The 24,260-nt window shown below is 32.3% G+C and carries 26 protein-coding genes and 1 tRNA gene; 17 read left to right on the top strand and 10 right to left on the bottom strand.

The window, feature by feature from the left end:
- Window positions 1-208 precede the first annotated feature (208 nt).
- The gene (locus AQPE_RS12830; protein ID WP_318346897.1) at window positions 209-1,021 is read left to right on the top strand and encodes a hypothetical protein; all 813 of its coding nucleotides are present in this window, start codon (window positions 209-211) and stop codon (window positions 1,019-1,021) included.
- 571 nt (window positions 1,022-1,592) lie between these two features.
- Here the strand turns inward: AQPE_RS12830 and AQPE_RS12825 are convergent.
- The 5 genes from AQPE_RS12825 to AQPE_RS12805 all read right to left on the bottom strand — a co-directional run bounded on the left by AQPE_RS12825 (window position 1,593) and on the right by AQPE_RS12805 (window position 5,202).
- Window positions 1,593-2,120, bottom strand: a complete 528-nt coding sequence (locus AQPE_RS12825; protein ID WP_318346896.1) for a hypothetical protein — start codon at window positions 2,118-2,120, stop codon at window positions 1,593-1,595.
- Window positions 2,121-2,362: 242 nt separating this feature from the next.
- Window positions 2,363-2,812: a hypothetical protein gene (locus AQPE_RS12820; RefSeq protein WP_318346895.1), complete on the bottom strand. Its 450-nt coding sequence runs from the start codon at window positions 2,810-2,812 to the stop codon at window positions 2,363-2,365.
- 484 nt (window positions 2,813-3,296) lie between these two features.
- Window positions 3,297-3,644 (bottom strand): hypothetical protein, encoded by a 348-nt coding sequence (locus tag AQPE_RS12815; protein WP_318346894.1) that lies wholly within the window; start codon window positions 3,642-3,644, stop codon window positions 3,297-3,299.
- A gap of 251 nt (window positions 3,645-3,895) precedes the next feature.
- Window positions 3,896-4,855 carry a hypothetical protein gene (locus AQPE_RS12810; protein ID WP_318346893.1) on the bottom strand — a complete coding sequence of 320 codons (960 nt, stop codon included), beginning with the start codon at window positions 4,853-4,855 and terminating at the stop codon, window positions 3,896-3,898.
- Window positions 4,816-5,202: a hypothetical protein gene (locus AQPE_RS12805; RefSeq protein ID WP_318346892.1), complete on the bottom strand. Its 387-nt coding sequence runs from the start codon at window positions 5,200-5,202 to the stop codon at window positions 4,816-4,818. Before AQPE_RS12805 ends, AQPE_RS12810 begins: the two co-directional genes overlap by 40 nt.
- 112 nt (window positions 5,203-5,314) lie before the next feature.
- Here AQPE_RS12805 and AQPE_RS12800 point away from each other — a divergent pair, with 112 nt between their 5' ends.
- Window positions 5,315-5,746 carry a hypothetical protein gene (locus AQPE_RS12800; RefSeq protein ID WP_318346891.1) on the top strand — a complete coding sequence of 144 codons (432 nt, stop codon included), beginning with the start codon at window positions 5,315-5,317 and terminating at the stop codon, window positions 5,744-5,746.
- 61 nt (window positions 5,747-5,807) lie between these two features.
- Here AQPE_RS12800 and AQPE_RS12795 read toward each other — a convergent pair whose 3' ends face one another.
- Both AQPE_RS12795 and AQPE_RS12790 read right to left on the bottom strand, forming a co-directional pair.
- Entirely contained in the window at window positions 5,808-6,980 is a 1,173-nt protein-coding gene (locus tag AQPE_RS12795; protein ID WP_318346890.1) for an IS4 family transposase, read from the bottom strand.
- A 226-nt stretch (window positions 6,981-7,206) separates the two neighbouring features.
- The gene (locus AQPE_RS12790) at window positions 7,207-7,863 is read right to left on the bottom strand and encodes a hypothetical protein (RefSeq protein WP_318346889.1); all 657 of its coding nucleotides are present in this window, start codon (window positions 7,861-7,863) and stop codon (window positions 7,207-7,209) included.
- A 409-nt stretch (window positions 7,864-8,272) separates the two neighbouring features.
- Here AQPE_RS12790 and AQPE_RS12785 point away from each other — a divergent pair, with 409 nt between their 5' ends.
- From AQPE_RS12785 to AQPE_RS12730, 12 genes are all read left to right on the top strand, one after another.
- Window positions 8,273-8,560, top strand: a complete 288-nt coding sequence (locus AQPE_RS12785; protein WP_318346888.1) for a hypothetical protein — start codon at window positions 8,273-8,275, stop codon at window positions 8,558-8,560.
- Window positions 8,561-8,873: 313 nt separating this feature from the next.
- Window positions 8,874-10,358, top strand: a complete 1,485-nt coding sequence (locus AQPE_RS12780) for a DNA methyltransferase (protein WP_318346887.1) — start codon at window positions 8,874-8,876, stop codon at window positions 10,356-10,358.
- Window positions 10,359-10,528: 170 nt separating this feature from the next.
- The gene (locus AQPE_RS12775; RefSeq protein WP_318346886.1) at window positions 10,529-11,005 is read left to right on the top strand and encodes a hypothetical protein; all 477 of its coding nucleotides are present in this window, start codon (window positions 10,529-10,531) and stop codon (window positions 11,003-11,005) included.
- 26 nt (window positions 11,006-11,031) lie between these two features.
- Window positions 11,032-12,483, top strand: a complete 1,452-nt coding sequence (locus AQPE_RS12770) for a DEAD/DEAH box helicase (protein WP_318346885.1) — start codon at window positions 11,032-11,034, stop codon at window positions 12,481-12,483.
- 636 nt (window positions 12,484-13,119) lie between these two features.
- On the top strand, window positions 13,120-13,353 hold the full coding sequence (locus tag AQPE_RS12765) for a hypothetical protein (RefSeq protein WP_318346884.1): 234 nt from the start codon (window positions 13,120-13,122) through the stop codon (window positions 13,351-13,353).
- Between the two features lie 168 nt (window positions 13,354-13,521).
- Window positions 13,522-14,037, top strand: a complete 516-nt coding sequence (locus AQPE_RS12760; protein ID WP_318346883.1) for a hypothetical protein — start codon at window positions 13,522-13,524, stop codon at window positions 14,035-14,037.
- 136 nt (window positions 14,038-14,173) lie between these two features.
- A complete protein-coding gene (locus AQPE_RS12755) occupies window positions 14,174-14,545 on the top strand; it encodes a hypothetical protein (protein ID WP_318346882.1) in 372 nt (123 codons plus the stop codon).
- The gene (locus tag AQPE_RS12750; RefSeq protein WP_318346881.1) at window positions 14,545-14,952 is read left to right on the top strand and encodes an N-6 DNA methylase; all 408 of its coding nucleotides are present in this window, start codon (window positions 14,545-14,547) and stop codon (window positions 14,950-14,952) included. Before AQPE_RS12755 ends, AQPE_RS12750 begins: the two co-directional genes overlap by 1 nt.
- Window positions 14,953-15,015: 63 nt before the next feature.
- Window positions 15,016-15,273, top strand: a complete 258-nt coding sequence (locus tag AQPE_RS12745) for a hypothetical protein (RefSeq protein ID WP_318346880.1) — start codon at window positions 15,016-15,018, stop codon at window positions 15,271-15,273.
- 181 nt (window positions 15,274-15,454) lie between these two features.
- Window positions 15,455-16,021, top strand: a complete 567-nt coding sequence (locus AQPE_RS12740; RefSeq protein ID WP_318346879.1) for a tyrosine-type recombinase/integrase — start codon at window positions 15,455-15,457, stop codon at window positions 16,019-16,021.
- A gap of 43 nt (window positions 16,022-16,064) precedes the next feature.
- Window positions 16,065-16,409 carry a hypothetical protein gene (locus AQPE_RS12735; protein WP_318346878.1) on the top strand — a complete coding sequence of 115 codons (345 nt, stop codon included), beginning with the start codon at window positions 16,065-16,067 and terminating at the stop codon, window positions 16,407-16,409.
- A gap of 327 nt (window positions 16,410-16,736) precedes the next feature.
- Window positions 16,737-17,750: a hypothetical protein gene (locus AQPE_RS12730; RefSeq protein ID WP_318346877.1), complete on the top strand. Its 1,014-nt coding sequence runs from the start codon at window positions 16,737-16,739 to the stop codon at window positions 17,748-17,750.
- Between the two features lie 180 nt (window positions 17,751-17,930).
- Here the strand turns inward: AQPE_RS12730 and AQPE_RS12725 are convergent, their stop codons facing one another.
- The 3 genes from AQPE_RS12725 to AQPE_RS12715 all read right to left on the bottom strand — a co-directional run bounded on the left by AQPE_RS12725 (window position 17,931) and on the right by AQPE_RS12715 (window position 20,088).
- Window positions 17,931-18,665 (bottom strand): metallophosphoesterase family protein, encoded by a 735-nt coding sequence (locus tag AQPE_RS12725; RefSeq protein ID WP_318346876.1) that lies wholly within the window; start codon window positions 18,663-18,665, stop codon window positions 17,931-17,933.
- A 493-nt stretch (window positions 18,666-19,158) separates the two neighbouring features.
- Window positions 19,159-19,623 carry a hypothetical protein gene (locus AQPE_RS12720; protein ID WP_318346875.1) on the bottom strand — a complete coding sequence of 155 codons (465 nt, stop codon included), beginning with the start codon at window positions 19,621-19,623 and terminating at the stop codon, window positions 19,159-19,161.
- 391 nt (window positions 19,624-20,014) lie between these two features.
- Window positions 20,015-20,088 (bottom strand) — tRNA-Ala (locus AQPE_RS12715).
- A 540-nt stretch (window positions 20,089-20,628) separates the two neighbouring features.
- Between AQPE_RS12715 and AQPE_RS12710 the strand changes: the two genes are divergently transcribed.
- The 3 genes from AQPE_RS12710 to istA all read left to right on the top strand — a co-directional run bounded on the left by AQPE_RS12710 (window position 20,629) and on the right by istA (window position 24,173).
- Window positions 20,629-22,293: a cytidine/deoxycytidylate deaminase family protein gene (locus tag AQPE_RS12710; protein ID WP_318346874.1), complete on the top strand. Its 1,665-nt coding sequence runs from the start codon at window positions 20,629-20,631 to the stop codon at window positions 22,291-22,293.
- Window positions 22,200-22,460: a hypothetical protein gene (locus tag AQPE_RS23895; protein WP_404801019.1), complete on the top strand. Its 261-nt coding sequence runs from the start codon at window positions 22,200-22,202 to the stop codon at window positions 22,458-22,460. The genes AQPE_RS12710 and AQPE_RS23895 overlap by 94 nt, the downstream gene beginning before the upstream one ends.
- A 174-nt stretch (window positions 22,461-22,634) precedes the next feature.
- Window positions 22,635-24,173, top strand: a complete 1,539-nt coding sequence (istA, locus tag AQPE_RS12705) for an IS21 family transposase (RefSeq protein WP_318346873.1) — start codon at window positions 22,635-22,637, stop codon at window positions 24,171-24,173.
- Window positions 24,174-24,260 lie beyond the last annotated feature (87 nt).

Below are 24,260 nucleotides of genomic sequence, written 5' to 3'. Positions count from 1 at the left end.
TGTGTGGACACAAAAATAGTGAATATATGGTTTATTGTATTGAATTTGAAATCTTTGTAATACTCTTCTAACGAATTATAGATGATCAAATTATTGCGCAAAAAAACCAATTCGATGGTATTCTTCAGATAATTTTTTTAGATTTAAATCAATTCCGTAATATTCCTGGATTTAAATTAAATACAATAAAAATCAAAGACCTTTCATAATGAGAAAAAATCCAAAGCCAAATTCACTTCCGAAATCAATTACTACTATTGATGATGTATGGGAGTTCTTCAATTATCTGCATAATGTTGAAGGGGTAGTTTTTCATCCTGAGAAAGATTTTAATTGTTATATAAACGGAGAAACCCATAAACCAACTTATACGAAGCAAGAGGTAAAAGAAAGGAATATTCTTATGGATAAATGCTTCGATGTTTGTTCCGAAAATAATATTAATATTTTTGAAGTGGGTATAGAAGCTCAAAATAAGAATCTCTTTGGTGATAAATCAATTGAATCAAAGAATAGTCAAATCGCTATAGCTGTTTGTATTTTGAGTGCTGATTTTGTGGATGATAGCACAGGAGAGGTTTTGAGTTTTTCAAAGAATAAAACGTATGAGATTCTTTATGACCACCCACTTTGGTTACATATTGGTTATCCTGGCTATGACTCATACTTAACATTCAATAGATTGGGATTTGAACAGTATTTTAGATATGCAGAGGAAGGTGAAGTAGCTTCAGAAATAGAAGTAATTAAGAAAAATCCCCATAGGGATAAAAGAACTTCTTCAAAAAAGACTCAATCCAATGTAGCTGTTTGTATTTTGAGTGGTGATTTGGTGGATAATGACACAGGAGAAGTTTTTGAGTTTTCGATCAATAAATCTTATACGATTCTATATGACCGTCCACTTTACTTACATATTGGTTATCCTGGTGATGACTCAATCTTATCTATCAAAAGATGGACATTTGATGAGTATTTTAGATATGCAGAAGAAGGTGAAATATCTTCAGATATGTTATAATATTTAAAAACAATTCTAATTATTTCCTGATTTATAATGTATTAAGTAATGGTCAAGATTATTTGTCTGCATTTAATCTGATCCTTATAATCTATTTAATACTCGATTCTAAAATTGTCAATACTGGCAAAAATACAGGCATCTCGATTAATAATTTATGGGATTATACCTTAAATGTTTTTTGCTTGAAGTATGAATTAAATAATCACACCAAATAAAATCAGGTGGGTGTCTTGCTATTTTATTTGCTGAAATGATCAACGCCTTTCTCCAGAGAAATAACCTTTTAATACCCACCAAACCCATCAACTCTTACTTTAGAATATTATGAAAAAACACGCATGCCGACCACCCTTCCAGTTTTTTGTGTCCACGTTTTTTCATAATCTCAAAAAAATCAGCTCAAAAAGAACTGAATTCTGATAATTATCGTGACTTTTCAGCTAAATACGTGGTGTTTAAAGAAAATATTCTTGTTTATTTTTCAGCTTTTTAAGTATTCAGACAATCAAAATATTAAACCAATATTTTCTTGAAGATTAAATTGAAATTGATTGTAAAATATTATTTGTCAATCGTTTGAAATGGAATCTTCTATTTCATAATCCCTTGGTTCAAGAGATGCTCTTTTAGCTCTAGCTCTTGCCAACCATTCATGAAATGAAGCTTGTTCTTTTTCTATGCCTGGCCATCCCATAAAGTCAATTTCATTTGCTCTACTAGTGAATGGATTTGTAAGTACAACATAGCTATGTAAATCCACCAACTTTCCTTTCGATGATTGATTCCTTTGATAGAGATATAATTTCATTTTTTCAATACCGAAATGGATAAATTCTTTGACTACAGGGAGAAGCCATTCGTTCAAATCCATTTTTTGATGGATATAAATATAAGCTTCAAGCTTTTCATTATCAGCCAGAGTATCACTATTTCTTATCTTATTAAGTAAGTTTAAAGCAAGCTCTATTTTTTCTTCAGAAAGTAATGGGTTTTGATCAATGACCATTATTTGGGATAAAGGACTATTTGATGCAAAAGGACAATCTGTTTCATTGCTGGTATAATCAATCTGCTGTTTATCCATCTCCAATTCCATGTGAATTAATGAATTATAAAAATATTCCTTAAAGTTCAAGTATCCAAACGTAATAAAAATATTAAAATAGGATCTATATTAGTTCGAAATAAGCATCTGAAATATAAAGTGTATCAAATATCAGGTTTCGTCGTAATCTTCAAACTTCTTCACAGATAAGTATATCAATCAATCGGTATCACTATTCCCATTTGTATTTTTAAATTCAACACCATTAAACCAGTGATGATTACTAAAAAGAGCTATACATTTGGCCACTCTACAACGATTTTGGTTATAAAAGATTCTTTTACATCCTCAAAAAAACGATCAACAAAAATTGAGAAATCATACCATTCATCTTCATCAAATTCACGACCTAATTCATTTTCTATTTCTTCTTTTGTTGCGAGTTCTGGAACCAAAAGATTTCTGTTACCAATTAGAAATACACGAATTTCATGATCGGAAAAATTATTTATATCAAGTTCGTTCATTGCCTTATTTTTTTTTCTGATATATATTTTATTGTACCACTCAAATGCTCTAACAATTGCTTGATCTTCATCATCGACAATAAAAGCTATACCTGTATGCTGAAAATGGAATTCATCTAATATCTCTTTTAATTCAAACATCAATCCGTCTCCATCGTAATTGAAGTTTTGAGTTAAGAACAATTTACTGTTCACATTTACATTATTTACTTTCATATTTCTATTTTTAATTTTTTATTATTCGATAGTTGTATTGATATATGTATTCATCACATCTAAGGAAAAGAATTTTTTTGAATTCTATTTTGACTGTAAATTTAAAAATTTTCATAAGTTTCAATTACCAAAATTGCAGGAGTGAGTTCTAAGAGGTTGTCTAGTATTCGACAGATAAGATTACTTCTAATCAAAGACATTAACTCATGGCTTACTACAGACATCAACAATGTAAAAATCATTATATTCCATCTTCCGTACAAACCATGATCATCAATCTTATTTATATCAACATTTAATTGAGATTAAAAATCCACTTTTCAAAAAGGATAATAACGAAAAATCAAAAGAGAATACAAATAAGAAGAATAAGGTCGAACGAGATGTTAAGCCACAATAGATTTATCGATCACTACCGATAGATGATCCAATTTCGTCAATTCTGACAAAATTAGATCATCTGCATTAAGTGGGTTGTTGTAGCTTAGTTTTTATATTTTAATGCTGCTAATAATTTTACATAAACTTGATAATCTTCTTCAGTTGAATATTCAGCTATATAGTTGGCATATACATCAAATATTCTCAAGTATGTTTTACTTTCAATATTTTCAACATAATTATTCTTTTCTAATTCGTTTTCACAATATTCCATACTTCTTAATGACATTATTGATATATTTCTAATATAATAATCTCTTATATCTGATGGTTTTGCAGAATTTGTATAATAAATATGATCGTAATATTTATTATCAAATTCTAAAAGGAATAGAATTTCAAATGTTAATTCAGATAATATTACGTCTTGTTTTGTTAGTTTCTTTTTCATGGTTTACTTTTTTTTAAAATTTTTAATCTCTTTCAGTTTTTCTCATCTCTGTAATTTAGAACATCAGTAATTTGATCTTTTTTATCAGAATATTTCTGATTAAAATACTTCTGAAATAGATTCTTTGTTGTATCTATTTTGAAAGCTAAATTTCGTTTTGTGAATGATTTTTGTTTAATCATATTTTATAATTTATTTTTATGAAAGCTGAATTGCTTACAAAATATGATATCCACAAAAAAGTGAGAAGTTTATTTTATTTTTAAACCTGAATTACCTAAATACTGATTATTTATTTCTTCAACCATCAAATTGATATCATAAATATCTTCAATCATGTAATACTTCTTAACAGTCTGAATGCCTAACCCACTGATTTCAGACACTTTATTTTGAGTAATCTTTTCATTTCTATATTGTAATTCTGCCTTAGCTTCAAGTATTTTTGTTATGGATTTATTACTCCTAATCTTCCCATTACACTTATTCATTATTGATACTTTATCTTCTTTAGTAAGGAATACTTCTTTATTCAAATGAAAATTCTTGACCCTATCATTATTATATACATAATCCTCCTGATTGGTCTGATTATATACGTATTCAAACAATCGTCTCAATGATCTTGGTTCCATTGGAGGGTTAGCTTTGTATTTATTGGTATAGAATAGAAACGAATAGATATAACTTGGTTCTAAATCTGGGTTCAAATAAACTAAGCGATGAATGCATGAAGCATAAAAACTATGTTTTATTCCATCACAGACTTCCTTAGGGAACTTTAATTCTAAAAATTTTATGGGGTTATAATCAATGACGGTATTCTTTGAATCAAAGGGGGTAGACAAATTAACCTTTTTTACTTCATTAAAGGGTAATAATTGATAGGAAAAGGTACATGACGAGGTATAATTAAATATCTTCATGGATATACCCTGTTGTGTACCTTTTTTTATTGTTTCTGTTTTTCTATACTTCTGTAAATCATCAGTATTTATTGCCAATTCATTATCATGATTAATAAATACATCAGGGTCTGAAGATATAAACATTGCCCTCCCAATATCTTTTGTTTTTGTATCAACCAATTTTAATTCATCTTTAAAAACTTCGGATGCTATGTATTCCCATACGGATTGAAAATTTTCCTTGGTAAGTTCAATATTGACTTTTACCAAAACAGATATACCCCCCCACCAGAAGAAACACATACAAGCGATACTACGTGCTTATATTTCTGGATGATTGCTTGTTTAAATTCAATAGCATTGCGTACATCAAAATCAAAATAAATGTGCCCGGAGAAGTAAAGAAAGTTGTCATTATAATCTAAGTCCCCCGTAAGACTGCGTTTTTTCAACACACAGTTGGGCGTGATATAAGCTAAGGTACGCTTACTCTCCTTATAGGTTTGATCGCCGTTTTCACGGAGCTGCCTTATTTGATTAATAGTGTCAGCCGCCGGATTATTACGGATCAACTTAGTCAAATCGGAAAGGCTAATTGGTTGTTTATCTGGCTTGGTATTTTTGATGCCATTTTTAAAAATTGAAAACATGTTTAACTATTATTTTTTGCTTTATATTTTTTTACCAGGGCTCTAAAATCTTTATTCTGATTAAAAAGCGCCTGATAATATTTATATATAGTAGAAAATAATCACAAAGTTTATGTTAAAATGGAATCAATTTGAGAGTAAAAATAAGAACAAGAAAAACCCGAAGCCGTTAATAAAGAGAAGGGTGAAACAAGAAAATGATGCTGAACGGAAGCGCCAAGAAATCGCTGCCAAAATGAATGTTTTTGTAAATGGACCCACTGGGTTTGCGGAAAACTATAAATATCTAACAGAAGAAAATGGGTTTAATACTGAAATTAAAATAACTCCTGAATGGATTCTTTCAAAATTTTCATGGTCACAAAACGCTAGCGATGGAAACATTTTTATAAGTGCTGACATCTATAATTCTCATTGGGTTGAACTTGCATTAGACACTTTGGGAATTTCATTTATAAGAGTAGAAGATATTGATTATAATGGCAAAACATTTATAACCTTTAAATTGATTTTTGAAGGTTTCAAAGAGATATATCCATCATGATATTAAGAGATACATCTATTGAACCCAAGCAAATTTATTGAGTGAAATTACTACTGATGCGTTAAAATTGATCATTAAATAAATCATATTGTTCTTTGAAATTTTGATTGACTTCTAATTCAGTAATTAGCTCCTTTACGGGTGCCTTGTCGAATACTGAAATGCCTAAGATTTGCATTATCTCATAAATAGACAGTGTACTTTTGAGTGAATATTTGACGTATGCGACAATCAGGTATGTACAGATAGCTACCCAGATATGGAGGGCAACCGCATTTTCTGAGTTACCCCAGAGTTTCTTTATCGTCAGATTTTGTTTTATCCATTTAAAGAACACTTCTATTTGCCAACGGTTACGGTACAGATAAGCAATTTCCATTGCCGATACTTCGAAGTTATTGCTTAGGAAAACGAGCAATATATTTTTCTCGTCATCGTAATATTCAACCAGTCGAAGCATTTCTGGATAAAGTTTTTTAGACTTATATCCATTTAGGTTTATAGTCTTATCGCTTCTTAATCCTGAGCGTTCGTCAATATTGTAATTGCATTCAATAACCGAGTAATCTAATGTCACTTTTGCTCTTGTAACAAAAAATGCACCTGCTCTATGAATATTGTATAAAGCGGCAAAATCAACATACGCTTTATCCATCAGATATATTGCTTCAGGGATGGGACCCATGATATCCAGTATGTTGCTATCATGGTATTTGCCATCTGTGATAAATATAAATGCAGGAATGCTTCCTCTTAAATCGAGTAGTGTATGAATCTTTACTGCTCCCCGTGAGTACTTGCCTTTTGCCCAACTAAATAGCTTTATGCTCAAAGATATGGTTGTTGAATCAAGGGCAAATATGTCATTGTCAATATCAATATTTGGGATTGGACTGTTTGCATATAGTGGTCTGACCATTTTTATCAGGTACTCACCAAAATCAGCAAAGATCCTCCAGTCTCTTCGCTCGTTTGCACGTGAAAGGCTAGACTGATTGACATTTTGCTTTATGCCCAAATGATAAAGTTTATTTTTATGGGCTTTCAAACAAGTACAAATATCTCTTAATGAATTCCGGGAAGTGAGTTGACCAAAGAAAAGTTGAACAAACTGGTTCCAACAGTTCAATTCCCTTACATGGTAATCTCCTTGGTAACGCTCGACGCACCTTTCAAACTCGTATTTACTGACAAACTGTAATAGCTGGGCAAAAACATATTTTCCTGAATTCATAATCTTGCACTTTTTAGGCGCAAAACTATAAGTCAATTCAAATCAAAAAATCAAAGAACGCTTGTAATGTTTTAATATATAGTTATTTATATAAGTATTTTAAAAATTAACGCATCACTAGTAGAGTGAAATGAAGAATTAACACACCTGGTAATATGTGAAGAAAGGCACTTAATACGACCACTATCGACTTAACGCTGTTGATATCAGATGGAATTTAATCTTATCAATCATTAAAATGGGATAGTAAGGATTCCAAGTCTTCTTTAACCTGAAAATAATTACTAAATGAGTTTTTACCTATTCTTAAAGTAACGTTCCATTGATCGTTGAATATATACTTGTACCACTCATCTTCACCAACAATTTTATAAAACTTTCCAGCACTAAATGGAAAGAAGCCCATTCGAGCTCTATCAAACCGATAGTTCGTTTCAATACACAATGCAGAATTAAAGGAATCACCGGAATTACTGGAATCAGTTAAAAGTCTAGCGATTTTATCCAGATCATCTATTTTATAACGACTTTTCCCATCTTCATCTTTAACAGGGTCATAATCCTTAATCTTTCTGTAAAAAGTAGATTCTGGCAAACCAGTATATGTAATACTGTCCTTACTATTTAGAGTCCCATCCTTGCTTTGCCTTCTAAATATTCTTTTTATCCTTTCACGTTCTACATAGCCTTTAATAAATTCTTCCTTTTCTTTTCCGTTTAAAAAGGAAATAATACGCTCACATGCTATAATAATCTCTTCCTTTTCAGATTGATCAAGTTCTGGTTTCAAATTTCGTCTTAAGGTTCTACGATAATCGTCATACTGGAGATCATTCGCAATGTCCACCAGATTATCTCTAAATTCTTTAGGTAGCAAAGGCATACTAAATTCTATTTTATTGAAGATTTTGGAAAAGTAAAAAAAATAAAATAAAAAACAAAACCCGCTTCAACATTAATGTTTCAGCTCCTGATTGCATCCGAAAATCTTAACAAAAAATTCTCAAAAGCTCTCAATTGTATTATGATCAATATAATTTTTGCAAATCTTTGCAATACATTATCAGTAAGCTTAACCAGAAGAAAATGAAAATTAGAATTAGCAGGTATAATAAGATAAAATGTGGTAGAGAACCACCGGAATATTTAATCATTTGAAAGTGTGTAAAATGAGAAAATTCGAGGCAAAATTAGTGATTATCTCGAATTAATGAAGATTCATTGTAAAACTAAATTCTTTAAACTTCTTGAAAATATTTGACTAAAAATAATCAACCATAAAAATTTGAATTATGAAAGAAAAATTAAAAAAAACCGACAATAAACCAGATGAAAGTCTGCGCATACTTGAAGAGGGTAAGTGTATTGAAACAGGAAAAAAGCCTAATAAGCATTGGCTTTATTATAAAGTTCATGATCTGTCAGATAATAGTATATTTTACTTTATGTATATTTTAACTGAAGATAGTCATATAACTACCATATATCCTGACGAAGAATTTGAATTTTACTTTGTAAAACTAAAAGAATTACGAAGAAAAAAATTAAAAAGACTGAATGCCTTAAGTAACGAAATGTAATAACGAAATAGTGTCAACAAGAATATTATTGTACTTTTTTTAAACTTCTTGAAAATAATGATCTACAAATGAAAATCGCATTCTGAAAATTGAAAATGAACTTGAAATAAATATATAGACACAAAATGATTATAACTAAACTTTTTAAAAACATCATGAATGAAAAGTAAAAATAACAGTCCATAAATCCGTCAATATTGACGAAATAAATGATCGTTTAAAATTAAAACATGAGAGAAAACTCAATTCAAAATCAGTGAGGAGAACACTATTAAAGCAATCAATATTTATTAACATTTTAAAACTATAAAGTATGGTTACAGAAATTTCAAAATTGAAAATCAACCCGTTTCACTCGAGTGTATATAAAATCAATGATATTGACGATTTAGCCGAATCTATTCAGGAGCTCGGACTTTTACAGCCAATCATTGTAAACAGCTCATTATCTATTATTTCTGGCGTTAGGAGATATTATGCCCTTAAAAAGCTTGGTTACACTGAAGTGGATGTTGAAATCAAACATTTAAACGTGGCAGAAGAAATTGCCATTATATCATTCAACAAACAACGGGTAAAAACGCAGCGTGAACGGCTTATGGAAGCAAAGTATTTGAAACAGTTATGGAGGAGAAAGAAAGGTCGAAAGTCTGAAGCTGAAAAGCTTCAGACTAATTCGAACATGGGACCTGCCGATACCCGCAAAGATGTTTGTAAAGCAGTTGGATTATCTGCCGGGAATTTCAGCAAACTCGAATATATCGACGAGGTTAACCCTGATTTGGTTGATTTGATTGATCAAGACAACTTATCGATTAACCAAGCTCACAAAATCGCAGTAAAACTGAAAGAAAGCAAAAATGTCGAAGATAAGAGCATCTATCTCCCTGAAACTATTTCAAATGACTATTACAAAATTTACAACAAATCATCTGATGATCTATCAGAAATACCTGACGAATCCGTACAGATGATCTTTACATCACCGCCATATTGGAAATTACGAAACTATTCTGGTAGCAACGACGAGCTTGGTGCTGAAAAAACACCCGAAGAATATATCAAACGCTTAGTTGACCATCTAAAAGACTGTTACCGGGTCCTAAAACCTGAAGGTAGCTTCTACTTGAATCTGGCTGATACTTACCTGGATAAATGCCTACAGTCTATTCCAAACCGAATTCAGATTGAGCTGATGAAACATGGCTGGATTTTGCGTAACTCAATCATATGGCACAAACGCAACAGTCTAGGGTTCAATAGCAAAGATGCTTTGAAGCCATCATACGAGCTAATATTTCACCTAGTTAAATCAAAAAAATATGTTTTTAACGAAATTCAAATGCCGTTTAAAGGTGAAGTAAAACCAGGTATCGGCTGGATCAACAGAAAAAGAAGCGATAACACGTCATCGGATTATGGCAGAGTCTGCCTCACTGGTCTGAAAGATGGAAAACAATTGGAAGACTTTTGGGATAAAGATGTAATTCATACTGCTGTCGCAAATCAAGCTGCGGTTAAAAGATACGGTGGGACAGAGCACGCTGCTCCTTTCCCGGAAGAAATCTGTATTGCGCCTATCTTAATGACCACAAATTCTGGAGACACCGTACTTGATGTATTCTCTGGATCTGGAACGGTTGGGGCTGTAGCTTTAATGCTCGGCAGAAAGTTCATCGGTTATGATCTTGATCCAAAACACAATAGTGTACAAGTCGGAAGATTTAATGATTCGATTATAAGTCTTGACGCTGCTATTGAGAAATACAATCAAACTCAATTAAGCAAAGCTGCTTAAGCCTGAAAAACAGTGCTATTAGATTAATCTAACGCTGGCCAGCATTAGCATTGTTATCCTCTAATTTGATTTAAAAACTAGTGTTTCACATATAAATAGATGTGTGATCTAGCTTTAGCTATGTCTGAATACAAACAAAATAAAATGTACTACAATATATTAGAAAAATTATGACAATACGAAATGATATAATAAAAGGATATTCAACAAATCCAGAACTACGATTTATTTACTTGTGGCTCAAAGGGAATAAACTGCTTGATCGATTTGAAAAAGAACTTGGTGTCGAAAAAACAGAAAGAACTCTTGATGATTGTGTTGCGCTTTATAAGCATAAAAACATAAAAGAATTTTGCGTCACTAATCCCGGCATTTATACGTGGTTAAGAAGAAAAAATTTAATCGATGATTTTAAACTTAGGGTTGGCTGTACTTCTAAACCTCAAATGAAACATGATGAAAGAACTTTTGATTATTGTGTAAATGTATGGCGAGAATCTAATTGTAGTAATTTAATTGAATATCAAAGGAAACATAGTGGTGAATATAAATGGCTCAGATGCAATAATATGTACCAAAAGTTTCAAGAAGCAATAAATTATCAACCCAAGTTAAGAGGTCCACTAGGTAAAAGAAAATTAGTTTAATAATTTAATTAAAATACTTTATCAATATGACATATCAAAACTTTTATGAAAAATGGTATAAGGATCACAAAAATTACACTATTCGTCCTTATGCTAATAGGATTTTGAATGAAGAATTGCCCAAGGCTTTTATAAAGAATAATATTGTTGTTCTAGCCGCTGCCCCCAATAGTGGGAAAACCTTATTATCAATCGCATGGATGGAAAAATATCTAATAGACAATCCAACTCACAAAATTTTAGTACTTACTCATGGACAAAGTTTATTGAGAAATCAATTTTATAATGACATCAAGCAATCTCGAGTAAATTTTTCATTTGAAAAAATTACCAAGAGTAAAGATTTTCATCAAGCGGGGAAACAGGTATTAATTACTCTTCCTCATACCATTATAAATGTTATTGATGAAGTCAATTCTTTCAATGTCCTTATCGTTGATGAAGCACATCATTTCTATTATGCCGAAGATGGAATGGTTGCTAGGATTATAGACCGTTATAAGTTCGAGAAACAACTCTTATTAACAGGAACACCTGCCATTTTTGTTGCTCATAAAATGGAAATTATTGCAGTCGCTCTGGAGGAGCTCATTGAAGGAGAATGGGCTTCTGACCCAATTATTGTAATTTCAAATTCAACTTATGATATAAAGGAAAAGGATTTCAACGCTAGTGATGAATTGAAAAAAGAAGTAAAATTAGACAAAGCAGAAACCTTTGAAACTCTTAATAGACTTCTTACTATTATTGAACGATATATGTCAAAAACTGGCTGGACCAATTCAATCCAGTCTTTAGGCAAAACAATGATAGTTGCCAAAAACACATCACAAGCAAAAGATATACAGATCTATTTCAATTCTTTTAAAATAGAAACACTTATCTCAACATATAATACAGATAGGCATTCTGATATTATTAATAGGTTTATCGAGGATGATATTAATATTATTATCGTGGTAGATCGTGGTATATTGGGATTTAACCTTCCAACTCTAGTTAACATTATAGATATGAAATGCGGCAAGAATATCAGTAATCTTTTCCAGTTATTTAATAGAATTACCAGATTACATCCAGAAGGAAATCAAAAATATTTTTTCAAAATAGTTCCAGAAAGTCATGAAAATGAATATTTATATATGCTTTCCGCCGCTATTAGCTTAATATTTAAAGATAATTACATTAAATACAATGGTACCCCAGATGAATTAGTTATTCCTATTTTAAAAATTCCTATGAAACAAGAAGATAATGGCAAAAAAAACAAAGGGAAAGCTGGATGGAAATTTGAACCAATAAAATATATTGATATCCCTGTGTATAGAATGTGGAAACAATCAAATGAAAATTTTTCATGGAATACTTTAAAAAGTATTCATAAAGATATGTATCACAGAAGATGGTCTGAATATACAATAGAAGTAAATTATCAATATTGCCTTGAAACTGTAAAAAACTATTACAAAATCGCTTAAATTATTAAAAACAGCAAGAAATCAAAGAATTGGTAGTTGAGTTTTAAAAATCGATATTGCTGGAGAGTTTAATTTAAACATAGCCTTTACTGCCCAAAAATAACTCCCAATATCTCGGATAGATAGTCCTCAAAAGTCCTCATTCAAGATTTTGCAAAAAATCTTGAGCTTAACTTTACCAAATAATGTAGATACTACATAAAACTAGAAGCATCGCATTATTAAAATCTGAAGAGATACTCCTAATGATTTCTTTCATAAGAGTATAATTAAGCGTAGTCAAATTGAGAATCAACATGGATTGAAAATATAAAATAGAGTTGCATTTTTTTAAACTTCTTTAAAAAGTTGAACTATAAAAAAACAATTTCTAACCTTAAAAATGGAAGATATGAAAAATAACTAAGAACAACAGAATCTTTGAATCAACACATACTCAAGATTAGCTAAGAATCAATGCGTTGACAATATCAATTAATAAAGCTGTGTGTTTCCTAAATAGTGCTAATAGATTAATCGAAGCTGGCCAGCATTAGCATTGTAATCCTCTAATTAATTATTGCTCACACATTCATTTAGAATGCAAAGCGATATGTGAAAAATTTATAAATGTATATAATTATAATTACACTTACTATGATTCAAAATGAAAAAGCTGGGATTTATTCAGTTGACATTGAAGTTTTCAAGCGTTCCCTTTACTACAAAGATGCAGATGGTTTTATAAGCATATTAATGCTTGACATTGCTAACAACGTCTACGAAAACATGAACGATCTTTTTGCTCACATCCCATTCTTAAAGAAATATGAATATAAAAAGTTGGAATCATATTTCAACTCTGAAAAGCCTTTAAGAATGGTCGCATAGGAATGCAGAGGATTCGCTGAATCTAAAAGCGCAGAACCTTACTTTGCGCCTAGTTAACAGTTGATCTAAAGTTTCTCTCCCAACACTAACTATTTCATTTCGAATTTCTAATGAAATAGTTAGTTAATACGGTACTTAAAAAAAATAACAAATGAAATTTATAATAGTATGATAAATCTTGATTTTAATTCTTTTCAAAAAACCATTGGTAATAGCAACCATCATAATGACTTTTCACTAGATAAAATAGCCAAATTCTTTAACACATTATTTAGCTTTTCTCGATTTGACGATAATGATGAAGATTACTTTTTTGGCAAGTTTATTTGGAGGGCTTCTGAAAGTCTGAAGTTCAATGTAACGTTACATTCAATGATAGTAGAAAACGTTAAGGGTGTGTTTACAGAGGACCAACTGTGTTGTATTTTCCAAGCTTTTAACGGCACTTATTTAACGTACAGCTATCCTCCCTTTTTTCAAAAAGAAAGCTTATTTAATTACATTGATTGGGAAGGTCAAGCAATTTATGATCTTGGAGATGTTGATGATTTCAAAAATAAAATCGACTCTTTTAGTTCAATTGAATTCGCTGTATTTGTGGATCTGATTGTAGAAAAATGGGGATATGAAGGTCCTGATAATGAAGGACTGTCTCAATTGCTTAATTTTCTTAAAAAGGAATAAGTACTTCTATATAAATGCTTTCTAAAAGTTGAAGATAGAATCTCTTAATTTCTTGTGCGAAGAAGACAAAACCAAAATTGAGTTATTGTGGAATATGACTAAGTACAATTTGTAACAACTTAAAAACTAAATGTAAATGAATAAAACTGAGTTAAAACTAAAAATCATTCAACTGTCCAAACAGCATAGGACAAATGAAATCTACGATTATTTAATCGCAAAATATCTATCCAGTGACCAAACACCTAAAAAGTTTTCCATCCTCAATATGCAAGAGTTTCTTGGATTTAAAATTAAAAATATTGTGCTGATGAATGGCCTTCTATATTATTGGGTTAAAGTACTAACACCAGAAGCACGATTAGATAAAATGAGGAACCTTATCAACCTTTTCGAGATTTTTTCAGAAAAAGAAAGATATGAAATAACCCAACAATTCCGGGAAGATGATGAATTCGACTCTGAGTTTTACGATAATTTAAATGATGAATGGGGGGATGCTGCTTGATGAAAAGATTTCAAAAAGTCGAACGGGAAAATCGTAAAAACAGAGGTGAGGTGTTTACTCCACCTCTGTTAGCTGAAGAAATGATAAACACAATACCAGAATTAAACATCGATGATAAAATTCTTGATCCATGCTCTGGTGCCACGTGTGTCTTTCCTATAATGATGATGTTTAGATATGTCAAACAATTTGGTAGAGAACATCTTTCAACCTATATCAATGAATGTATTTATATGTGTGAAATCAATCCATTAGCGGCTGATTATAGCGAAGTTATTTTAATGAGATATGTTCGGATGTTACAAGATACTGATGTAGAAAATGTAAAACAACACTACATTGATAATTACCAAACTATTATCAATGATTATTATGAGTTTTGCGATTTTAGTGAAGTAGGTGTATGAATTCAATCCAAACCACAAATTAATAATAAAAAGAATAAAGAATAACAATTAAAAATTTAAATCATGAATATGGAATATATGTGTAAAAAATCATTTGTATCAGTTGATTATGATATTGATAATTCGAAACTGGAACAAGGGAGATTATATGATTGGAATGATCCGCAAGTAATCAAAATATCAAAACAATTTAAAAAAGGGAAAGTGTATAGTATTCTTGAAATAATGAAACTGGATGCTAAGTACCGATTGAATGAATTTTGGTACAGTGATACTGAAATGATGAAGCAAATAAGGAAACAGAAATTAGAACATTTATAAAAGTGTAAAATCCATCTTCTTTAACAGCAATTTTGAAGATTATTTCTCTTTCGCACTCATAATCAATTACTTACTTGCCTATTCGGAAATGCATTGAAGAAATAAGGGTTATTATCCTTAAGATCAGGAGGTTAATGAAGATAAATTCCTTAGGTTAGCCCCTGATCTTAAATTTCTTCATATGAATAAAACAAGTGATTACCTAGAGTACGACGTGGCTTTGAACAAAGGTCTAAAATTACTAAACGACAAAAAAATGTGTGTAATTGGATTTTATATCATTTTTAGCATCAACACCGGCCTTCGGATTTCGGATATAATGAAATTGAAACATTCTGACATTTCGGATGACAAACTTTTCCTCAAAGAGAAGAAAACAAAAAAAGCCAGGGAAATTTTTCTGAATAAAGTGGTGAAGAGTTCTTACGAAAGTATGTTGGCAACATTGGATTTTAAAAATGTCAATATTGACGAAAATTACATTTTCATTTCTCAAAAAGGCACAACGTTTCGGACTCAATCAATAAATGTCATTCTGAAAACTTTGTTCAACACAAAAAGATTGCAGATTTCATCGCATTCACTCAGAAAAGCATTTGCCCGGAAAGTATATGAAAACATGAACGAAAGCGAAAATGCGCTTGTGCTTTTGTCCGATATTTTTAATCATAGCAACATTGCCATCACAAGAAGATATCTAGGGATCCGTCAGGAAACAATTGACAATATCTATTTAACTCTGGAATGATTGAATCATACCCAGAAAATTTCAAACTGTAAATCAAACGCAAATGGATAAAAATGGATTTGATCGAATTTATTTGAACGATATTCTTTTGAAAATCAACAAGAAGGATATCCGCTCAGCCATAAAATGGTGTGAAGATAACTATGTGAACGTTTTTTCAGATAAGTCGGGAAAATTCATCATTCAGTCTGAATTTGATTTTGCCTACAATAGACCAATAATTGAATTATATAAAAAGAGATATGGTGACCAGTGGCTGAAGGTTTATAACCTTTCAAAAGAGAATAACTTACACCTTTTAGAGTCTTCAGATAATTCATCGAAGCCAACCAATAGTTATAAACCGCTAAGTCAAGAAGCCCAAGAATTCTTAAAGAATTGTGCCTAAATGAGAAAAACACTGGAATATCAGAAAATAAATGGGCTGTTTGTGTTTTGCAATAAATGCAGAAGCGATGTCAATGGAAAATCAAAAACGGCAAAAAGTTGTAACCATCCAATAGAAAGTCAATCTTATAAAGCGATTGTTCGGATTCCAAATTCGGGTTATGATCGCAAAACGAAGATTCTTATTGCACGAAATTTTGAAGATGCAGTTTTGGAGTTTGTTGATTTCAAAAAACAAGTTAAGAACCCGTTCATCAATTCATTAAAAACGGCAAAGCCTGTAAAGACAAATTTATTGATTGAGCTTATCCCAAAATACATTGACTTCATGAACGATGAGAAAGTTCCGCATCACATGAAAAAGCATCTCACTAAGTCGCACATTAAAACAACAACAGTTTTTCTTCAAGACTTCGCAAAATTTCTAAAAACTAAGGGCTTTAATTTAAAAACCACAGAACTCAAAGTAATCTCCGATTCTGTTGTAGGTAAATACTGTGAATACCTTGAAACTAAAGATTACAGCAATTATACTTATAATGCTAAAATCAAAGTAATGAGGACTTTCTATAATTACCTGATTGAGAAAGAAGATTATGAGATTAAAAATGTATGGAAAAAGGTTAAACTCAAATCTGAAAAGGGAACTGATGAAAGCATTTCAAGCGAAGATTTTTATGGCTTATTGGAAGTTATTAACGAAACAGATTCATTTGATCAGATCGGAAAGACCAGACGCAATATGTATAAACCTTGGATTATAGACTTAATCAAATTAAAAGCATTTACCGGCAGAAGGAATGCTGAGCTTTTTGCAATGCGGTGGAATATGATTAATTTTGAAGATGGGAAACCGGTTTTCATCCAAAGTCCTAACATCAAAATTAACAGACAGCAAAACAACTTTGACGAGAAAGATTTTCAATTTGCTTTTGTCCCAGTTGCCGAAGAATTATCGGAACTGTTGGATGATTTAGGCCTAATGAAGAATATCGGTTCAAGTGACTATATCATTGCGCCTGATGTATTATCTAACCGTAAATACCTTGAAGATTTTGCCAGCAAAAGTTTTACTTTCTTCTTCAAGAGATTAAAAAGAAGCTATTCCAGGCAATTAAAGCATTTCCGGAAAACATATATAACCCAAGAAGATTCATTTATTAATAGAAGAATTTCGATGCAGCACAGCAATTACCAAACCACATCCAAACATTACATAGATAGAAAAGAAATTGCTAAAGATATGGTGAAACAGGGCTTTAGGGTGTTTCCTAAGACATGTATTGATTCGGAATTAATGAAAATGGAAAGATTTGAAGAACAATTTGCAGGGGATAATTAATGTCTAAATATTGAATATTTGAATTAAAGCAATGGCCATTACAGTAACGCAGGTTGCAATAAGTAACAAATAAGCTTTATGAAATTCATTAACAGAGAGAAAGAGTTGGAAGTTTTGAGTTCAATTAAATTGTAGTGCATTTAAACAGTAAAATGACAAAAATAAACGATCATTCGGTGATCAGTCTTTTAGCAATCTCCTCCCATTGTTCTCCGGCAATCTGGCAGCTTTGATCTTTTCAATGGTTAATTCAACATTGTATTGGAAGGTTCGTTTAATAACCTGATGAGTTTCGGAATCATAAATCAGGTAGCCAGCCTCTCGGTTATCATCACGTGGTTGGCCTACACTACCCGCACTAATTAGATACCGACTAGTGGGCTTCAGATCAAGCTCAGAAAAATCAAACTCGTACTTTTCGATCTTTCCGCTGTCAGTTAGCTCAACCACCTCGAACAGATGAGTGTGCCCAACAAAAGCCACCTGTTCTGTGAAAGATAAAAATGCCTGTATCAATTCATTTTTGTTTTGCATATCTAGGTATTCATCAAACAATACAGGTGGCAGTCCGTGAGTGAGGTAAATCCCGTTTTCACAGATAAATCCGGGTAATTTTCTCAATAAATCAAAGCTTTCCGGAGTTAATACCCGTTTGGTATAATCTATTGACTCACGTCCGTTTCGAATCATTTCATCTCTGGTGCGTTGATCCAAACATGCATAGTCGTGGTTTCCCATCAGGCACTTCACCTTATTTTGCCAGAGTAATTCAATCACTTCATTCGGATTGGCTCCATAGCCCACCAAATCACCAGTGCAATAAATCGCTGTCACATTTTGTGTTTTAATATCTTGTAGGGCTGTTTCCAATGCTTCAAGATTGGAATGGATATCGGAGATAATAGCAAGTTTCATATTTTTTCCCGATTTAGTTAATTTCCTTCTGTTTACTATTTAGCGAATAGCCAATACCTTCAACTTGTGAAACAAATTCTTCTGTCTTAGTTTCGACAGTGTTCAATTGCTTTTTTCAACAAATTCTCTTTTTAACTGAATTTTTGCATGTTCGAGTTGATCTTTACGCCGGAATACTTCGTACTTCCATTCGGGTGAAATACCTTCCATTGGAATTAAATTTCCTACAAAAGTATATATTCCCCCCCCCAACCTTGTAGGTCTCGCTCTAATCCGTTCAAATAAGCTTTAAAAGATAGAAAATGAAGGGAATTAATATTTTTTGATTAACCTTTTAAGTATTTCCCTGATTATCATGTAGTCATTGAGGTTTCAAAACAGTAATCTTGCTCCAATAACGGAGCAGAAACTTTAGAAATTCATGGTTTGGAAGAATTTGAAGTAGCTAATGAATCAAGCTGCACCTTAATGTATTTGCTGTTGAAATAAATAATTAAATCATATACCAAATTTCAGTTTGAAAATCCATGTCGAGAAATTCTTCAAACTCTTCAGAATTTTTTTTCTTTTGACTAAATAGAGCAATCAAATTGTCCATTTTTTGATTGATTATAGGAAGGTCTGGATCACTTTTAAATACATGTTCCATTAGCTTTTTAGAATATGAGAATTCGGAATCACCATCTTTAATAAACATTGTAGATGATGCTACATAGAAAACTTTTTCTTTAATATCATTGCTCTCGTTTAATTTAGTTAAACTCTCATCTAATTCAAAATAAGCACTAAATTCACATTCATCCCAACATGCTTTATTATAATTTTCTAACCAATAACAATCAATATTCCACTCTATATCTTTAGTAATATTTGTAATAATATACCTGTGATTTTTGATAACTGGCATAACACAAATATCACTCATTTTACAAATAACAACATCTCCTATTTTAAACATTTTCTTAGCATTTTAATTAAAAAAATAATCCATCTATAAATCCAGCATTACTACAATCAATTTCTGTAGCAGATATTTGTACATTTTTTTCTGTTTCCCACTGTTTAAAAGTTCTACCTATGTTTTTTATCACTGCCGATGTCTGAATATTGAGTATAAATTTATGATTATTCCAATATTAATGTATCTAAACATCATATTGATCGAAAGAAAATGACAAAAAAAGATTCAGGATTTTTCCGAGAAGAGCAGCCACTAATGAATTTAACAGTACATGAAATCGCATAAAACGACACTCAAAAAATCGCTAAGGGCACTCAAGGGCACTCCAGATGGGCACTCCAGAAAATAAAAAAGACCTTACATTGCTGTAAAGTCTTGATAATCAAAGTGGAGAATATCGGAATCGAACCGATGACCTTTTGACTGCCAGTCAAACGCTCTAGCCAACTGAGCTAATCCCCCTTTCGAGGCGACAAATATAGAAAAATATTTCATCTGCAACGCCTTAACCAAACCCGAAATTTTGTCTTTTTCTCCCTAAATCTGGCAGATTTTTCGGATTTGCCAGATATTTGCCAGATAAGTGTTGAAAATGAGTTGACTTTAGAAATGATTCAATAGATTCCGTTTAAAAATAAACGAATATCAATCTTCCATTTTTACATTTTGATATATGAAACTAGTAATTATTATTTCTATTTGGCCATTGTGATGCTATAATTAATAGTATTAAGAAACATATTCGTCTCAAACAAAAGGAGGTTATTATCAATAAGATTGACCTACAAAATTGTATAATTAAAGATGGCTGTGGATTTGAGTATCATTATTTGCCAAGTCAATCCAAATTAAAAATTGGAATTCCAAAAATGTTATTAACAATAATGAATATTGTTTTTTTATGTTGTACCTTTAAACGAATAAATTAAACAAACATATAGCTGGAATGCAAATTCCAATTTATCTACATAGACCAATATTAATTTAATAAATAATTACAGAATGAGTCAGGCGATGGATTTATCTTATATTTATCGATTAAGAAACAATTTTACGATTATTGGCCTAACAGGTAGAACAAGTTCAGGGTGTTCGCAAATAGCTAATCAATTAGTTAAAGGTTTTGATAATGGGATGAATTTTGAAGATCCTTACGAAATAGGGTTAAACGAAAATAAATCCGGATTTAAGCACAACACATTTAGAAAATATCGTATCATATATGACTATGCAAAGTGCAATTTTAGCGGATATTCGTTAATACGATATAAGGATATTCTTACAATTTTTTTACTCCAATCTTCTTTTGACGAATTTATCAAGTTTTTAAATTCATCTGAACTAAAAGACAAATTTCAAGATAGTAATTTGAATATTGAACTTGAATTTAGCATTGAAATTTCAAAGCTAGAAGAGCTAAGAAATAGTTTCAATGAATTTTCTATTTTATACAAAGAGATTGATGTTCCCAGATTGAAAGAGAATAATAATTGGGGAAAACTATTTAAATTCTATTATGAATCTGGTTTTATTTCTTTTAGCAAAAAAATACATGATATTCTTAAAGAAAATTCACTTCTAAAGCGAAATAAAGTATTACAAATAATTTCCAATAATCTAAGAAGATCAGGAAACGCTTTTAATTTCTCGGATATCTCTGCGGATAATATTTTCACAATTGTTGAATTCATTAACGATCTAGTTAAAAGTCATAGGAAACAGTATGAGAATGGAAGAACTCAAATTGTTATTGATTCATTAAGGAATCCATTTGAAATAATGTTTTTTAAACAACGTTTTTCAGCATTCTATGTCATTGCCGTAAATAGAGATGATCAAAATCGGGAATATAATCTTAGAGGAAAATTTACGAATGACATATGGGCAGAAACATTGAAACTGATAAAAGAGGAATATAAAGGAGGAGAAGACTGTGAGTTTTACAAACAAAATGTTTCTGAATGTATTCAACAAGCAGACATTCATATAACCTTCCTCGAAAGATCTGATGCTAAGAAGAAAAATGACATAGCCAGCAAAGAATTAGAAAAAAACCTGTTTAAAACTGATAATACTTCACCATATTTCAGTTGGCAGATGCAACTTTTAAAGTATGTTTCTTTAATTAGCCATCCAGGATTAGTGTCACCATCACCAGAAGAAAGATGTATGCAACTTGCATATACTGCAAAACATAATTCGGGCTGTATTTCGAGGCATGTTGGTGCTGCTATCACTGATGAATTTTTCTCAATCAAAGCAATTGGATGGAATAATACACCCGAGGGACAAGTACCATGTAGTTTGAGAAATGCTGAAGATTTAATTAATTTGACAACAGACCTAGACGCATTTACCAAATATGAAAAAAAACGGGAAGAAGAGCTTGGTAAAAAAGGAGAGTTTCATGCTGAATTCCTCGAGAAATTTAAAACCCCCATTAAAGATTACAAACCAAATTTAAAAGGAAGAACCGTCTGTTTTTGCTTTAAGGATATAAAAATTCATATTCCGAAGGCAAAAATCAGGTTCATACACGTTCTTTGCATGCAGAGGAAAGTGCTTTTTTACAAATCACAAAGTATGGAGGAACTGGAATTAAAAATGGGAAACTATTTACGACCGCAAGTCCTTGTGAGTTGTGTGCAAAAAAGGCATATCAACTAGGCATTAAAGTTATATATTACATTGATCCCTACCCCGGAATCTCTGAAGAACATATATTGTCTTCGGGAAGTAACCCTATTGAGATCCGATTGTTCAACGGAGCAATTGGTAATGCATATCATTGGTTATATGATCCAATTATGCCATATAATGGACACGCCGGATAAAATATCCAGTGTTCGCCGGAACAAATTGACCACCTTCCGCCGGTCAAAATGGTTGGGTTGCGCCGGAGCAAATTGACCACCCTCTAAGAACGATTTATCCTTGTTGATTAGCGGGCATTTATGATTAAGTTGGCTTTGTTCAATATAATCAAAATGTCAAATAAACTAATCATTATGAGCAAGGTAAGAAGCATTATCAGGCTTTACACCGAGGGTGTAAGTAAACAGTCCATCGGGGAACGGACAGGTCTTCCCCGCAATAGTGTTAAGAAGTATATCAGGTTGTTCCTGGCTTCGGGCAAATCGCCCCAGGAGATTCAACTGATGAGTGACACTGAACTTGAGCAGATGTTTCTGGATATGGTTCCACGCAATCATATTGAGAATGATCTGCGTTATCAATCTCTGGAAGCATTTTTCCCCACCATGGAAAAAGCATTGAAGATCCGGGGAAACACCAAGGAGAAGCTTTGGGAGCAATATTTTGAACAGCATCCTGCAGGCTATCGGTTTTCACAGTTCAAGCATTATTATCTTCTCTGGAAGAAGGTTCGTAATCCGGTTATGCACATTGAGCATAAGGCCGGGGAGAAGATGTATGTTGATTATGCAGGCGAAAAACTCAAGGTTTTAGATCCGGAAACATTAGACATCACAGAGGTAGAGGTTTTTGTCGCCATACTGGGTGCAAGCCAGTTGACCTACGTAGAGGCCAGTTATACCCAACAGAAGGAAGACTTCATCAACTCCTGCGAAAATGCATTACATTACTTCGGAGGTGTTCCTAATGCCATCGTTACGGATAACTTAAAATCGGCGGTAATCAAGAGTAATCGTTATGAGCCAACACTTAATGAGGCTTTTCGTGACTTCGTAAGCTATTATTCGATGGCGGCTTTACCGGCAGCTCCGTATAAACCCAAACACAAAGCGTTGGTAGAAGGTGCCGTCAAAATCATTTACCGTTCGATTTACAGCATTTTAAAGGGTAATGTATATTCTTGCATTGAACTGCTAAATAGCGCGATCAGGGAGGCACTGGAAGCTCATAATAACAGGCCGCTTACAGGAAGGCCATTCAGCAGGCGACAGTTATTCGAAGATACTGAACGACACTTTTTGCACCCTTTACCTGAAAAGAGATATGAGTTGAAGCGACGCTATATCGCTTCTGTGATGAAGAACAATTACGTCTGCCTTGCCGAGGATAAGCATTATTACAGTGTTCCTTACCATTTTATCGGCAAGAAGGTAACCTTGCTTTACAGCCAATCTGAGGTTGAAATTTATCACCGCTACGAGCGAATTGCAGTGCACAAAAGGAACAGGCACCTTTTTGGACACACAACAATAACAGATCATCTGGCCTCGCAGCACCGCTTCATGAGCGACTGGAACCCCGATAAATTTATCGAACGAGCCGCAGAGGTAGGCCCTCAAACAAAAGAATATATTATCCAGTTGCTAAATGCCCGGCAGCATCCGGAGCAGACCTATCGATCCTGCCAGGGAGTTTTAAGTTTTTCGGTACGTGCCGGAAAAGAGCGGCTTAACAATGCTTGTCTGCGTGCACTTCAATATGGCGATTACAGCTATCAGACCATCCGGGTAATCCTTGAAAAAGGACTTGACCGAAACGTTGATGATCAGCAGCATGTTGATCAGTCAATGCCCCCTCACCTGAACATACGTGGTAAAAACTATTACCGGTAATATCTCCCCGGAGGAAAGCTGTAACGGCTACCCCTCCGGGTATTGTTTAACCTTAAATCGAATAAAATGAATGAGCAAACGCTTCAA

Origin of the sequence: Aquipluma nitroreducens, from assembly GCF_009689585.1 — a bacterium.
Taxonomy (GTDB): Bacteria; Bacteroidota; Bacteroidia; order Bacteroidales; family Prolixibacteraceae; genus Aquipluma; species Aquipluma nitroreducens.
Note: the sequence above shows the minus strand (reverse complement) of the source record. Positions and strands in the feature narration are given on the sequence as shown.